Genomic DNA, 14,003 nt, shown 5'->3' on the forward strand with positions numbered 1-14,003 from the left:
GGCGACCCAGCAAATCCCAGACACATAGTCACCATTTGAATTGCTCTAAACCACCTCGCCGTTGGCTGCAACAGCTCCGTCCCTATGTCTAAAATTCGTAGATGGGTTGGAGGGGGAGGCCAAGTGCCGGCTGCTTTTCACTTAACCCCTGCGGAGAAAGCGAAAGAAGGCGTTCGAGTTCATCAACAAGAACTGCAACCGCCTCACCCTCTAGCGTTCCAGCATCGAGCATCCGCTGCACAGCCTTCTGCCACTGAAAGTGGAGACGAGAAGACGCGGGTGACATCCGGGCAATCGCCGATACGACTTCCGCCGTGTCTGCGTCTCCCGACGAGATGAGCATCGACGTAAGTAGATCGAAGTCAGCAACACTCACCGGATAACGCACGACAAACAACTCTAGGCCCAACTCTTTTATCAAGGGATCGAAAGATTCGAACAATTCCCTATGCATTTCGGCAAACCTGCGGAAACGCGGGCGCGCGACTTGTTCGTGAGACGACTCTGCATGGACCATAAAGGCCGAGGCGTAGCACTCTAGGAGCTTCACCGCCCCCAAAGTGCAGTCGGCCTCAGAGTCACGCTTTAGAATGATCCGGAGAAGTCGCTCCACGGTCGGCGAGGAGAATAGGGGAACAAGCCAGTCAATGTTGAAGCGGCCGTTACGCTCAGATGACCCGAGGCACTTAAGCCCCGCCTCCAGCACCGAGTCAGAGACCTGCACGCCCGCGTTCAGGCACGCGGGGATAATCGACACGAGTGCTTCCTCGAAATCCGAGCGCTCCTTCGTCATCCCGTTCAGAAGTTGAAGCAAGACATTCCTATACTGCCCGGAGTGAGACCGATTAGCGCACAGAGCCCTGATAGCATTTGCGCGGGGAGACGTAAGAAGCCCCTCGGTGATCGCAACCGAGGCCATACGTGAATCCCTAACCGAAAACTCACCGCGATTCGGCCAATTCCGCGCGAGGTACTCGACAATCACGCCATCCGCGACTAAATCAAGCGCCAGAAATATCCCACGCCTGCTAGGTGTACGTCGATATACCGTACGAGAATTTCGGTCGTGCACTTCCACCGATTTCGCTTCGACTGCTTGATTAGCCTCATTCAACTTTTCCATCCAGGCCGTCAATCCTGAGTTTCCGGCAAACGCTAAGGCCACGGGAAGGAACTTGTCTACGCATCCGCCCTCCACTGAGGAAACGAGGAGATCGAGTGCCGGCGTGAGGTTGAATCTAGCCTTTGACCTCGCAGCTTCCCTAACCAATATACTGGATCGCGCGGCCCTATAGAAATCCGTGAAATTCCTCGCGGTCTCCTCAGTTACCTCGCCGAACCATATATGAAGGACCCATTGACTCAGAGTAAGTGCGGCCTCAGTCGCGTCTCGGGGAGCCTTAGGAAGTTCGCCACAGCGAATGTGGCCTGGCAACGTAGGGCCCACACGCGAGATAACCGAGAAGAATTGACTCCCGCGCCATACGGCCGGACCATTTTGATACTGGAGATCGCTCACATAGCGAGTTATGCCAAAGGCTACTAGGGCCTGCCTTACTTCTCCGTCAGGCCAGGGCGCCCGCTGCCACGGAAATTCTTCGGGCTCCGATCCCACGAAGTGCGGTCTTGGTCCGTAGTGACGGCTAATCATCTGCCCAGCGAGCCAACGAAGGCGACTGGCGTCAAATCCCCCACCATCAAGAACCTCTATGCATTCCACGGCATGAGACCACGTAGCACCTACAAGCTTCTCTGCCACCGATTCGTTTTGCATACGACCAAGGGTTCCTCTTACACTGAGGAATTCGTCCATTTCGCGTGGCCCCAATGACAACACAATCTCCAGTGATGCCGACAACGCATCCTCATCCACTGCTGACGAAAGTCGCCTACAAGCGGCTTGAAAAGCAGCTTTTGCCTCTACGGCGTGCGCCGCGAAGGCGAAATTCTTAAGGCGCGAAGGGTCGAGCGCTTTTATCTCATGGTCCAAGATAGGCACAACGTGATCCCTGATGTCCTCACGCGGCAAACGCTGCAATATGTCGCAGACTTCACTACGCCGTTGGGCCGTAAGGTTGCTCCCGAGGGCGAGCATCCCTTGCTCTAGGAGACTGCGTTGACCTCGGCGATTAGGGCCAAAAGCTCGATCTGCTGCGAGCTCAAGTGCGAGTCTGCTGCCTCTGCGGACGAACCGATCAGGGCTATCCCTGTCCACATCGCGCAAGACTTCAAGAAAGTTAGCCGTCTCACCAGGATAATTGCGGCCGACACGACCGGCGAAAAACAGTGCAACGTTTCGCCAATGGACGGAGCGCGAGATTGCTTCAAACCGCAAATATCGCTGCTCCGTCGTCAATGACGTGTCGGCAAGGTGGCATGCCGCGAAGAACTCCTGGATCGACCGCAGCTCGAATCCGAATTCCCCCGACACTGGTTCGACGATCAAGACAAGCCTCTCGCCGGCCTCAGTCGTAATCGCCTTCAGCTCCGCAGCCCGGTGTTTCGCGGGTGAGTACGGGTCGTGGTACCTCAAAAACTTCGCCACGTGACTTCGATATTCTGTGGCATTCAGATTCGCGCTCAACGATGATGCTCGGGTAGCGTCTTCGTGCAACACATAGCCCACATACTTGTGCAGCCCGATTAGAAGCTCTTTCTCAGATTGGATTATATGCTTCCCTTTTGCGGTTTCACGCTTATAGATAACTTCGAGATATTCATTGAACAGCGCTTCTCTCTGTCTAGGTGGAGTTCCACCTGAGGAGATGATAAGAGCCAAGATGGACACTTGCAGAGGAGTTGTCGCTAGAAGACTTATCTGCGCATCGGCAAGGCATTCATAAACGCTATCCAGGATACGCTTCGACTTGATCTCGTCGAAGTTCTTAGCTTCACACCAGCGTTTAACGTAATCAGCGACTTGCGTTGGTTGCAATTTCAACAGCCGAAGGTGCAAATACTTTCGTGGGTCAAATTGGTCGCTATAACCAGTTGGTCTAGTAGTAGCGAGCACCTGGAGGTCGGCTCCGAGAACCTTCTCGCATCTGTCCGTGAACTCAGTAATCTTCTCAAGAAGGTTCTTTTTTAGTGCCGTATCAGTAACCTCGTCGAGCCCATCCAGTACCAGCAAAATCGGATTTTGTCCCGCCACCTCATGGAGCTCAGCAGGCGAGATTTTTCGACTTGTCGCCGATTCGATGTGATCGCATATATATTTATCAAGCGCGCCCTGGCTCGGGTCCATGCTTGGCCTTTGAGCAATCCACTGCCCGTAATCTTTCAAGATAACGCGAAACGGGATGCGGGGCAAAGCGGGAATATACCCTTCGTTCAGGGCGATCTCAGAAACTGAACGTAGAAGGGTCGCCCGGTGCAGTTGGGCCAGGTATTGCCCGAGCGTCGACTTCCCCTCCCCCGGCCCTCCAACCAGCACCATGCGGCCGCAATCCTCCGACAACATGAAATGAACAACGTTTACCGCAGTCTCAGTCGCATACGATTTATTCGCCGCCTTCGATCGCATCAGGTCAGACGACCCGAGAGGGGAGTGATATTCGCCAGGTCTAGCTGCGAGATCAAAGAAGACCTGTTGTAGTTTTACTGGGTGGTCCGAAACGTCACCTGCTTGATCGAGCTGGGCGTACTGCTCCCGTGTGAATATCGCTTGCAAGTATGCCTGGATCGTCCGCTCGACCTCGCCTTGTTCTGCCTGATGTTTGCGTAGAAGGCTCGCGATTAAATCGCCAGGAACGATGAAGTCAAGGAATGAATTTCGAACTCCATCATATATTTCGAGGAATGCGTTAAGATCGTCTGCGCCCCAGATTGCAACGTTTCGAATCTTGCTTCTATATCGGGGTAGAATATCATTCTTTATCTTGTCCATAGTGCCCGTTTTGAAAGCAGGCGTCAACGGCACGTTCGTAATCAGGATGAAGTTGTCGCACGGAATCTTGTACTTCTCAATAATCTTATCCAGTTCGACGTTCAAATCCGCGAGGACTTGCCGTCGAGCCTTGTCCATCCCCAGCAGATCCGTGTCGTGGAATTTCGCCTGAAAAACCCACTCTCCGGACCAACGGTTCGTTTTAGAGGGATAAGGCGCACTTCCGGTAAATGTTGCTTCTCGCGCCCCATCCCTACCCGCCCCGAACGTCACGGTACCGTTGCCGATAACTCCCTTGAGCAAAGCCTGAGCCAAGCGCTCGAACTCAATAGATCCCAAGGCGTTTAGGTTGTACCTCGGCATTGGCCCCCCTCGCACATCCAGGTCGTTTGCCATCGGATACATCATCCGCAAGCAGCGGCATGCAGGCAAGGACCGGCCCTCCAAGTCGTCATCGGATTCCGCAGATTCGCGAGACTTGGTCTTTTCTGGCAGCCCACATCCCGAGAGGCGGAGCAGGTCGGGTGGGCAAGATGGGTGCGCCCGCCGGCCGAACCCCCATGACGGCTGTCAACCGTTCGGCCGATGAGAACTTCCCGCCAACTGGGAAGCTTGCGGTGTCTAAATGACCGATTTGGCTAACGTTCACCGAGCCAAACCACTTGATCCGCCTCTTCGAAGGCTCACAGCCGCTGCAGCAGTGCTGCGATGGGGACCGTTGCTTGGCAAGGCGCGGAGCTTGGTCATGGTAGGAGGTCTGGCTAGGGTATTGCCTCAGCCAACTGAGGTAGCGATGAGCCGTGTTGCCGCATCTGCAGAGGTGTTATCGATCAGCAGTCGTGGCCTCTGCAGCGACGTTGGGCTACGAATCGTTGTGCGGGGAGAGCGGCTGTCGCAGTGTTGAGGCAAGTAGGCAGGGAACTTTGAGCTGTAGCCGATCCCCTACTCGGCTCTCGCTCTATAGCGACGCGAGGCGTTATGGGGCTGCAACGACCTTGTTGTAAGTCTTTCCAGACCCTACCAACTCTTCCGCATCAAAGGGCCACGATCGCCGCAGTCTCCGCCGGCAACTGGATCCGGTCCCGCATGACGGTGACCCCCTCCCCCGTAGCCAGCAACACCCGCCGAGCCACCCCAGGCAGCGACACCCCCTGCCCCCGCCCAGCCAGGTTCGCCACGACAAGCGTGTCCCCCCGCCGCATCACCAAGAATTGGTCCCCGTGCTGCACAGAGACCGCGTGCAGCCGAGGATCCGACAGGTCAGGGCGAGACCGCCGCAGCCCAATCAACCGCTGGTAAAAGGCCAGCATCGAAGCATGCTCAGGCTTGTCCAGCTCCGCCCAGTCCAACCGCGACCGTACGAACGTCTCCGGGTCCTGCGGGTCCGGCACGTCCCCCTCCGGCCACCCGTGCGACGCGAACTCCCGCCGCCGCCCGGTCCGCACCGCAGACGCCAGCTCCGGCTCCGGATGCGAGGTGAAGAACTGCCACGGCGTGGAAGCAGCCCACTCCTCCCCCATGAACAGCATGGGAGTGAACGGCGCGGTCAGCAGCAACGTGGCCCCGACCCGCAGCAGCGAGGGAGACAAGGAGGCAGAGATCCGATCCCCGGTAGCCCGGTTCCCGATCTGATCATGGTTCTGCAGGTACGCCACGAACCGGTGCCCAGGCACCCGAGGATCAACAGGCCGCCCGTGGTGACGGTTGCGGAAGCTGGAGAAGGTGCCAGCGTGGAAGAACCCACCCGTCAACACGTCAGACAGCGTCTCCAGGGAACCGAAGTCCCCGTAGTACCCCTGCCGCTCCCCCGTCAGCAACGTGTGCAGGGCGTGGTGCGCGTCGTCGTTCCACTGCGCGTGCAGCCCGAACCCGCCGGCCTCGCGAGGGCTGATGAGCCGCGGGTCGTTGAGGTCGGACTCGGCGATCAACGACAACGGCCGCCCCAGGTGCGTCGACAGGGACTCGACGGCAACAGCCAGCTCTTCCAAGATCGGGATAGCCCGCGAGTCGGGCAGCGCGTGCACAGCATCCAAACGCAGCCCGTCGACGTGATAATCGCGCAGCCACATGAGCACGCTGTCGATGATGTAGCGGCGTACCTCGTCGGAGTGCGGGCCGTCCAGGTTGATCGACCGGCCCCAACTGTTGCTCTGCTCGGCCAGGTAGGGCCCGAACTGCGGCGCGTAGGCCCCGGAGGGCCCGAAATGGTTGTAGACGACGTCGAGGATCACCCCCAACCCCTTGGCGTGGGCGGCGTCGACGAACCGTTTCAGGCCGTCGGGGCCGCCGTAGGGCTGGTGGGGGGCGTACCAGCAGACGCCGTCGTACCCCCAGTTGTGTTCGCCGTTGAAGGCGTTGACCGGGAGCAGTTCGATCAGGTCGACGCCCAGTGACACCAGATGGTCGAGGCGGCCGATGGCCGCGTCGAAGGTGCCTTCCGGGGTGAAGGTGCCGATGTGCAGCTCGTAGAGGATGCTGCCGGGCAGTTGCCGGCCGGTCCACGAGGTGTCGGACCACGCGAAGGCCGAGTGGTCGTAGCGGCGGCTGGGCCCGTGCACACCAGCAGGCTGCCACGGTGACCGGGGGTCGGGCAGCGGGGTTTCGTCGTCGTTCAGCAGAAAGGAGTAGTCGAGGCCGGCGTCGGGCACGTCGACGCGCCACCAGCCGTCGGCGGCGGCGCGCATCTCGTGGTCGGCGTCGCCGGTCAGGCGCAGTCGCACGCGGGTGGCGTCCGGTGCCCACACGGAGAATTCGGTCATGACGCAGCCTCCACGGCAGCGGTGGAAGGAGCCAGCAGTGCGACGGGATAGTCGGACAGAAGGTCGTCCAGAGGGGTCTCCCCGCCACTGTAGACCCGACCGGTGAACAGGTCCTTAACCTCGTTAACGGGAAGCGACAGTGCGGTGTCGCACCAGCCGCCGGCACGGGCCAGGCCCAGCGGCAGCCGGGTCGCGACGGTGATCGCGCCGCCCCGGTCGAAGGCCACCACGTGCCGGCCCTGCGGCCCGTGCGCCGGCACCGGCCGGTAGCCGGTGAACACCTCCGGGTGCGCCCGCCGCAACCGCAGGGTCCGCGACACGACGAGCAGCTTCGCCGCTCCGTCGGTGTCGATCGGGGGACGCCAGCCGCCGTCGAGGCGTGCCAGCAGTTCTCGGCGTACGTCGAAGTCGACTGGGCGGCGATTGTCCGGGTCGACGAGGGAGTTGTCCCACAGCTCGGTGCCCTGGTAGGTGTCCGGCACACCGGGCATGGTGAGTTGCACGAGCTTCTGCCCGAGGGAGTTGCACCAGCCGGCCGGGGTGATGGCGGCGGCGAGTTCGGTCAGCTCGTCGTGCAGGCTCGGGTCGTCGTACATCCGGTCGATGACCGCGTGCATGGCCTGTTCGAAGGCCGGGTCCGGGTCCGCCCAGGTGGTCGAGGCCGCGGCCTCCCGGGCGGCCTTCTCGGCGTACGCGTGCAGCCGTTCCCGTTCGATCGGCCACGCGCCGACGGCGGTCTGCCAGAGCAGGTGGGCGAACGCCGGGTCGGGCAGCGGCGCGTACTCCATCCAGGTGTGGACCTGCTCGGCCCAGCGGCCCGGCAGCTCGCTGAGCACGGCGAGGCGGGCGCGGACGTCCTCGCCGCGTTTGGTGTCGTGGGTGGAGACGGTGGTCATGCTGGCGGGCCAGCGGACCTGCTGGGCGGCGGCGAAGCGGTGGAACTCCGCTGGCGGCACCCCGAAGTGGGCGGGGCTGCCGCCGACCTCGTTGAGTGCCACGAAGCGGGTCCAGCGGTAGAAGGCGGTGTCCTCCACGCCCTTGGCCATCACCGCGCCGGTGAGCTGCGGGAAGCGCTTCGCCAGCTCGTCGGCGGGGTCGCGCAGCCGGCGGGTGACCGCGTCCAGGGCGCCGGCCAGGTCGGGGCGACGGCGGCCGGCCTCGGAGCGGGCGGCGGCGAGGTGCCGGCCACCGTGCGGCGGGTAGCCGCGGTAGACCGGGAACGCGGCGGCCAGCTCGGCGAGCGCCGCGCGGGCCTGCGCGGTGGGCACCTCGGGGGCGAGCGCGGCGAGCCGGGTCAGCTCGGCGGCGAGGAGCTGAGTGGCGGCGGCGAGCTTGGTGGTGTGGGTGAGGTTTTCCCACGTGGTGCGCCGCCCGGTCAGTCGGGTGTCCAGCACCGTGAAGTCGCCCTCGGCGTCGGTGTCGACGAAGAGGCCGTTCACCGCGGCCAGGGCCTCGTAACCGGTGGTGCCGTCCACCGGCCAGTCCGGCAGCTCCTCGCCGTACTCCAGGATCTTCTCCACCACGAGCCAGGCGTCCGGTGCGGCGGCGCGCAACCGGGTCAGGTAGCCGCCCGGGTCGCGCAGGCCGTCCGGGTGGTCGACGCGGATGCCGTCGACCTCGCCGGCGGCGGCCCAGCGCAGGATCAGCTCGTGGGTGGCGGCGAACACCGCCGGGTCCTCCACGCGCAGGCCGGCGAGGCCCGCGATGGCGAAGAACCGGCGGTACGTCAGCTCGGTGTCACCGCGACGCCAGGAGACCAGCTCGTAGTGCTGCCGGTCGTGCACCTCCCGCGCGGTGCCGTCGCCGGTGCCGTCGGCGATCGGGAAGCGGTGCTCGTGGTAGCGCAGCTCGTCGTCGACCACCTTGAGGTCGTCCAGGGCGGCCGGGTCGTCGGCGAGCACCGGCAGCAGCAGCCGGCCCCGGTCCCAGTCGATGTCGAACCAGTCGACGTACGACGAGTCGCGCCCCCGGCGCAGCACGTCCCACCAGGCCGGGTTGGCCGGTGGCACGGCGACCCCCGCGTGGTTGGGCACGATGTCGACGACCAGGCCGAGCTGCTGGGCCCGCAGCGCGCCCAGCAGGCGCTGCCGGGCGGCCTCACCGCCCAGCTCCGGGTTGACCGCCCGGTGGTCGACAACGTCGTAGCCGTGCTGCGAACCGGGGGTGGCGGCCAGCAGCGGGGCGGTGTAGAGGTGGCTGACGCCGAGGTCGGCGAGGTAGTCGACGATCGCGGCGGTGGCGTCCAGGTCGAAGCCGGGGCGGACCTGGACGCGGTAGGTGGCCTTGGGAGGGGTGGCCGGCATGTCAGATCGTCCTCTCCAGCACCACGAGGGACCGGTCCGGCACCCGGATGGTGCCGCCCGCGCTGATCACTGTGGGGTCGCCCGGTTCGGGTTCGGCAGTGCTGATCACCCGTTCCCACTTCTGGCCGTATTCGGAGCCGGGCATGGTGAAGTCCAGTGGCGCGTCGTGGGCGTTGAAGCAGAGCAGGAACGAGGCGTCGTGGTGTTTCTGGCCGTACTGGCCGCGTTCGCGGATGCCCTCGCCGTTGACGAACAGCGCCACCGAGCGGCCGAAGTCGTTGCCCCAGTCCTCGCCGGTCATCTCCCGCCCGTCCGGGGTGTGCCAGGCCAGGTCGGGCAGCGGCTCGTCGATGCCGCGCCCGTTCACCGGCAGGCCGGTGAAGAAGCGGCGACGGCGGAACACCTGGTGTCGTTTGCGGAACGCGGTGAGCGTCTGGACGAACTCCAGCAGTTGCTCGTCGACGTTGTCCCAGTCGACCCAGGCCAGCTCGCTGTCCTGGCAGTAGACGTTGTTGTTGCCGCGCTGGGTGCGGCCCAGCTCGTCGCCGTGGCCGATCATCGGGACGCCCTGCGACAGCATCAGCGTGGCCAGGAAGTTGCGCCGCTGCTTGGCCCGCAGGGCGAGCACCGCCTCGTCGTCGGTGTCGCCCTCGACCCCGCAGTTCCACGAGCGGTTGTGGCTCTCGCCGTCGCGATTGTCCTCGCCGTTGGCCTCGTTGTGCTTGTCGTTGTACGACACCAGGTCGTTGAGCGTGAACCCGTCGTGCACGGTGACGAAGTTGATGCTGTGGAAGGGGCGGCGGCCGTCGTCCTGGTAGAGGTCGGCGGAGCCGGAGATCCGTGACGCGAACTCGGCGAGGGTGGCGGGCTCGCCGCGCCAGAAGTCTCGTACCGTGTCGCGGTATTTTCCGTTCCACTCCGTCCACAGGGGCGGGAAGTTGCCCACCTGGTAGCCGCCGGGGCCGACGTCCCACGGCTCGGCGATCAGCTTGACCTGGCTGACCACCGGGTCCTGCTGGACCACCTCGAAGAAGGTGGACAGCCGGTCCACCTCGTAGAACTCGCGGGCCAGGGTGGCCGCCAGGTCGAAGCGGAAACCGTCGACGTGCATCTCGGTCACCCAGTAGCGCAGCGAATCCATGATCAGTTGCAGGGAGTGCGGGCTGCGCACGTTGAGGCTGTTGCCGGTGCCGGTGTAGTCGACGAAGTAGCGGGGGTCCTCCTCGCTGAGCCGGTAGTAGCTGGGCGCGTCGACGCCCTTGAAGCTCAGCGACGGGCCGAGGTGGTTGCCCTCGGCGGTGTGGTTGTAGACCACGTCGAGGATGACCTCGATGCCGGCCGCGTGCAGCGCCTTGACCATGCCCCGGAACTCCTGCACCTGCTGGCCGGTGCGGCCCAGCGCCGAGTAGCCGTGGTGCGGGGCGAAGAACCCGATGGTGTTGTAACCCCAGTAGTTACGCAGCCCCAGGTCGACGAGGCGGTTGTCGTGGATGAACTGGTGCACCGGCATCAGCTCGATCGCTGTCACCCCGAGCTGGGTCAGATAGTCGATCATCGGCGGGGAGGCGATGGCCGCGTACGTGCCGCGCAGCTCCTCCGGGATGTCCGGGTGGCGCATGGTCAGCCCGCGCACGTGCGCCTCGTAGATCACCGAGTGGTGGTAAGGGGTGCGCGGCGGCTTGTCGTTGCCCCAGTCGAAGTACGGGTTGACCACCACCGACTTCGGCATGAACGGCGCCGAGTCGGTCTCCGACATCTTCTCCGGCTCGGCCAGGTCGTAGTCGTAGACCGCCGGGTCCCACTGCACGTCACCGTCGATGGCCTTCGCGTACGGGTCGAGCAGCAGCTTGTGCGGGTTGCAGCGCAGCCCGTTGGCCTGGTCGTACGGGCCGTGCACCCGGTAGCCGTAGCGCTGCCCCGGCTCGATGCCCGGCAGGTACGCGTGCCACACGTAGGCGTCCACCTCACGCAGCTCGACGCGGCGCTCCGCGCCGGTGTCCCACTCGTCGAAGAGGCACAGCTCGATCCTGTCGGCCACCTCGGAGAAGATGGCGAAGTTGGTGCCCATCCCGTCGTAGGTGGCGCCCAGGGGATACCGCTCGCCCGGCCAGACCTGCATGTTGCTCCTTAGACCATGGTTGTGCCCGCACCGGCCGACGCATGCCCGCGCGCACGCAGCTATTGCCCCCCGCCCGGCAGTGCCAATCCATCCTTTCAGGCGGTGAGCGAAATCCACCCGTGTGCTGCGGGCAACACCCTCAGGTGTCCTCCGTCACGATGACCCTTTTCGAGGTGCGTTCTCGGGCCCGATGCACTTTCCTTGACCGGGGACAAACGTTCGCGCGTGTTCCGCCAGGCCTTCCGCCACCCCTTACACCTCACTCCGCCGCCACTGACGTCGGCGTATCACCATGCATGGACGGAGATTGATGTGACACTGTGGGTCGACGAGCAGCACGCACCCACCAAGGACCGGGCCCACCGGCCCACCCTGACCTCCCGGTCCCCGCTCCCGACCCAGCCCGGTGCGGTCGTGCCGCCTCTTGTCGCGCCCGCTGGTGGCGTGCCGGCGCAGCCCGGTCCCGGGGTGCCGCCGCAGACCCAGCGCATCCTGATGCTGTCCTGGGAGTACCCGCCGGTGCTCGTCGGCGGCCTCGGCCGCCACGTGCACGCCCTCTCCGTCGCCCTCGCCGCCGCCGGCCACGAGGTCACCGTCGTCACCCGCCACACCGACGGCGCACCCATGGAGGAGTACGCCGACGGCGTCCGCATCCTGCGCGCCCCCGAAGACCCGGTCGCCTTCCCCCTCGCCACCAGCTCCCTGCTGGCCTGGACCATGGCCTTCAACCACACCCTCACCCGCACCGCCCTGCGCGCCACCCAGGCCGGCGCCTACGACGTCATCCACGCCCACGACTGGCTCGTCGCCCACACCGCGATGACGTTGCGCGACCACCTGGACATCCCGCTGGTCAGCACGATCCACGCCACCGAGGCCGGGCGGCACCAGGGCTGGCTGCCGGAGGAGATGAACCGGACCATCCACGGCGTCGAGCAGTGGCTCACCAGTGAGTCCAACCGGGTGATCGTCTGCTCCGGCTACATGCGCGACGAGGTCAACGCCCTGTTCGGCGTACCGGGCGCCCGGGTCGACGTGGTCGCCAACGGCGTCGAGCCGCACCGCTGGCGGGTGCCCGCCCGCGCGGTGGCCGCCGCCCGCGCCCGGTTCGCCGGCAACGGCCCGCTTGTCACCTTCGCCGGCCGCCTCGTGTACGAGAAGGGCGTCCAGCACCTGATCGCCGCGCTGCCCCGACTGCGCGAGCGGCACCCCGGCCTGCGTGCGGTGATCGCCGGCGACGGCCCGTACCGCGCCGAACTGGAGGCCGAGGTGCACCGCCGCGGTCTCGGCGGCATGGTCACCATGCCCGGCTTCCTCGGCGGCACCGACCTGCCGGCGCTGATGGCCGCGTCCGACTGCTTCGCCGTGCCGAGCATCTACGAGCCGTTCGGCATGGTCGCCCTGGAGGGCGCGGCGGCCGGCGCGCCCCTGGCCGTCGCCGCCACCGGTGGCCTCGGCGAGATCGTCGAGCCGGGCGTGACCGGGATGACCTTCCGCCCACACGACCCCGACGGGCTGGCCGACGCCGTCGACGCGCTGCTGTCCGACCCCGACCGCTCCCGCGTGCTGGCCCGCCGTGCCCGCCGGATGGTCCACGACCAGTACGGCTGGACGGCGATCGCCCAGCGCACCGCCGCCAGCTACGCCGCCGCCATCGCCACCGACGCCGCGTTCACCGCCCAACGCGCCGAGCAGCGCATGTCCCAGGGCCGTGCCCTCCCGGCGCTACCCGAGGGCAACCTGCTCGCCGCCGCCGGCCTGCGCTAACGGCCCGGCCTCCACTGACGGCCCGGCCTCCACTGACGGCCCGGCCTCCACTGACGGCCCGGCCTCCACTGACGGCCCGGCCTCCACTGACGGTCCGGCCTCCACTGACGGTGCTGGCCCAGCCCGCGTGCGGTTGATCGACTCGGCTTTCTGAAAGTCGGGGTGTCCCGGTGCCGGGGACCCCGCGACTTGCAGAAAGCCGAGTCGATCTTGCTTTAGCGGGCCCGTTGGGCGGCTCGGCGTCGGGTCGGCGGCCGGGGCACGCGCAGCCCGACGCTGGTCGGCCAGGGCTGGCAGAATGTGCGGATGTCTCGTTCTGTCGACGCCCTGGATTCCGCCTTTCCGGTTGCCGCCTCGATCGCTCTGAAGCTGATCCGACGCCCGGAAGTGACCGAGCAGTGGTCACGCCCGAGCGCGCTGCCGCACCTGTCCGTCGGGGGCCTGGCGTGTCACCTGGGGCGTCAGGCGGTACGGACGGCGGAGCTGCTGCCGATGCCGACGGACCTGCCCGCCCTGGAGTCGGCGGACAACCACTACGAGCGGGCGGCCTGGGTCACCGAGGGTCCTCCGGACGCGGTGTCGGTTGCCTCCGGGTCGGACGAGGCCGAAGCGGCGCAGGGGCCGGCGGAGCTGCACGCCCGCTCAGCTGACGCGTTGGCGGAGATCGGCGACCTGCTCTCGCGCGGTGCCGCCCGGGACGTCGTGCCGATCCCGTGGCAGGGCTGGGCCCTGCGGCGCAGCGAGTTCCTGCTCACCCGCCAGTTGGAGATCGTGGTCCACTCCGACGACCTGGCGGTGAGCGTCGGCGTACCCACGCCGGAGTTCCCCGCGGAGGTCTTCGACCCGGTGCGTGACCTGCTGGTGCGGCTGGCTGTGCGCCGCCGTGGTCAGTCCGCGCTGATCAGCGCCCTGAGCCGCAGCGAGCGAGCCCAGGACATCTCCGCCTTCTGACGCCCCCGCGATCCTCGCCGCCTGCCCGAGCCCGCCAACCGCCGCCTGCCCGAGCCCGCCAACCACCGTGCCGAGTGTGATCGACTCGGCTTTCAGGAAGTCGGGCCATCCACCGCACCCGGAGACCCCGACTTTCTGAAAACCGAGTCGATCAAGCGCTAGACCGCGCGGAAAAGCCGCAGGCCGCCGACCCGGAGGGGGTCGACGGCCTGCGGTGG

6 protein-coding genes are annotated in these 14,003 nt (G+C 65.3%); 2 read left to right on the forward strand and 4 right to left on the reverse strand.

Features of this window, described 5'->3' with window-relative positions; all coding sequences use genetic code 11:
- Window positions 1–88: 88 nt before the first annotated feature.
- The 4 genes from AB0A95_RS26660 to glgX all read right to left on the reverse strand — a co-directional run bounded on the left by AB0A95_RS26660 (window position 89) and on the right by glgX (window position 11,067).
- A complete protein-coding gene (locus AB0A95_RS26660) occupies window positions 89–4,282 on the reverse strand; it encodes a hypothetical protein (protein ID WP_357558483.1) in 4,194 nt (1,397 codons plus the stop codon).
- Window positions 4,283–4,920: 638 nt separating this feature from the next.
- Window positions 4,921–6,645, reverse strand: a complete 1,725-nt coding sequence (gene treZ / locus AB0A95_RS26665) for a malto-oligosyltrehalose trehalohydrolase (protein WP_357558484.1) — start codon at window positions 6,643–6,645, stop codon at window positions 4,921–4,923.
- A complete protein-coding gene (treY, locus tag AB0A95_RS26670; RefSeq protein ID WP_357558485.1) occupies window positions 6,642–8,948 on the reverse strand; it encodes a malto-oligosyltrehalose synthase in 2,307 nt (768 codons plus the stop codon). Before treY ends, treZ begins: the two co-directional genes overlap by 4 nt.
- Window position 8,949: 1 nt before the next feature.
- Window positions 8,950–11,067 (reverse strand): glycogen debranching protein GlgX, encoded by a 2,118-nt coding sequence (glgX, locus tag AB0A95_RS26675; protein ID WP_357558486.1) that lies wholly within the window; start codon window positions 11,065–11,067, stop codon window positions 8,950–8,952.
- A 495-nt stretch (window positions 11,068–11,562) separates the two neighbouring features.
- On the opposite strand from glgX, the gene AB0A95_RS26680 reads away from it, so the two are divergent.
- Together AB0A95_RS26680 and AB0A95_RS26685 are read left to right on the forward strand one after the other, a co-directional pair.
- Window positions 11,563–12,834, forward strand: a complete 1,272-nt coding sequence (locus AB0A95_RS26680) for a glycosyltransferase family 4 protein (protein WP_357558527.1) — start codon at window positions 11,563–11,565, stop codon at window positions 12,832–12,834.
- A 306-nt stretch (window positions 12,835–13,140) separates the two neighbouring features.
- Window positions 13,141–13,785, forward strand: coding sequence for a maleylpyruvate isomerase N-terminal domain-containing protein (locus AB0A95_RS26685; RefSeq protein ID WP_357558487.1), 645 nt, complete (start codon window positions 13,141–13,143; stop codon window positions 13,783–13,785).
- The last annotated feature ends 218 nt before the right edge of the window (window positions 13,786–14,003 follow it).

It is taken from the genome of Micromonospora sp. NPDC049230, from assembly GCF_040647875.1.
In the GTDB taxonomy this organism is placed as follows: domain Bacteria; phylum Actinomycetota; class Actinomycetes; order Mycobacteriales; family Micromonosporaceae; genus Micromonospora.

Bases quoted from the DNA above. Each gene is read 5' to 3' on its own strand.
- AB0A95_RS26660 (WP_357558483.1), bottom strand. From the start codon at position 4,282: ATGGCAAACGACCTGGATGTGCGAGGGGGGCCAATGCCGAGGTACAAC.
- treZ (WP_357558484.1), bottom strand. From the start codon at position 6,645: ATGACCGAATTCTCCGTGTGGGCACCGGACGCCACCCGCGTGCGACTG.
- treY (WP_357558485.1), bottom strand. From the start codon at position 8,948: ATGCCGGCCACCCCTCCCAAGGCCACCTACCGCGTCCAGGTCCGCCCC.
- glgX (WP_357558486.1), bottom strand. From the start codon at position 11,067: ATGCAGGTCTGGCCGGGCGAGCGGTATCCCCTGGGCGCCACCTACGAC.
- AB0A95_RS26680 (WP_357558527.1), top strand. From the start codon at position 11,563: ATGCTGTCCTGGGAGTACCCGCCGGTGCTCGTCGGCGGCCTCGGCCGC.
- AB0A95_RS26685 (WP_357558487.1), top strand. From the start codon at position 13,141: ATGTCTCGTTCTGTCGACGCCCTGGATTCCGCCTTTCCGGTTGCCGCC.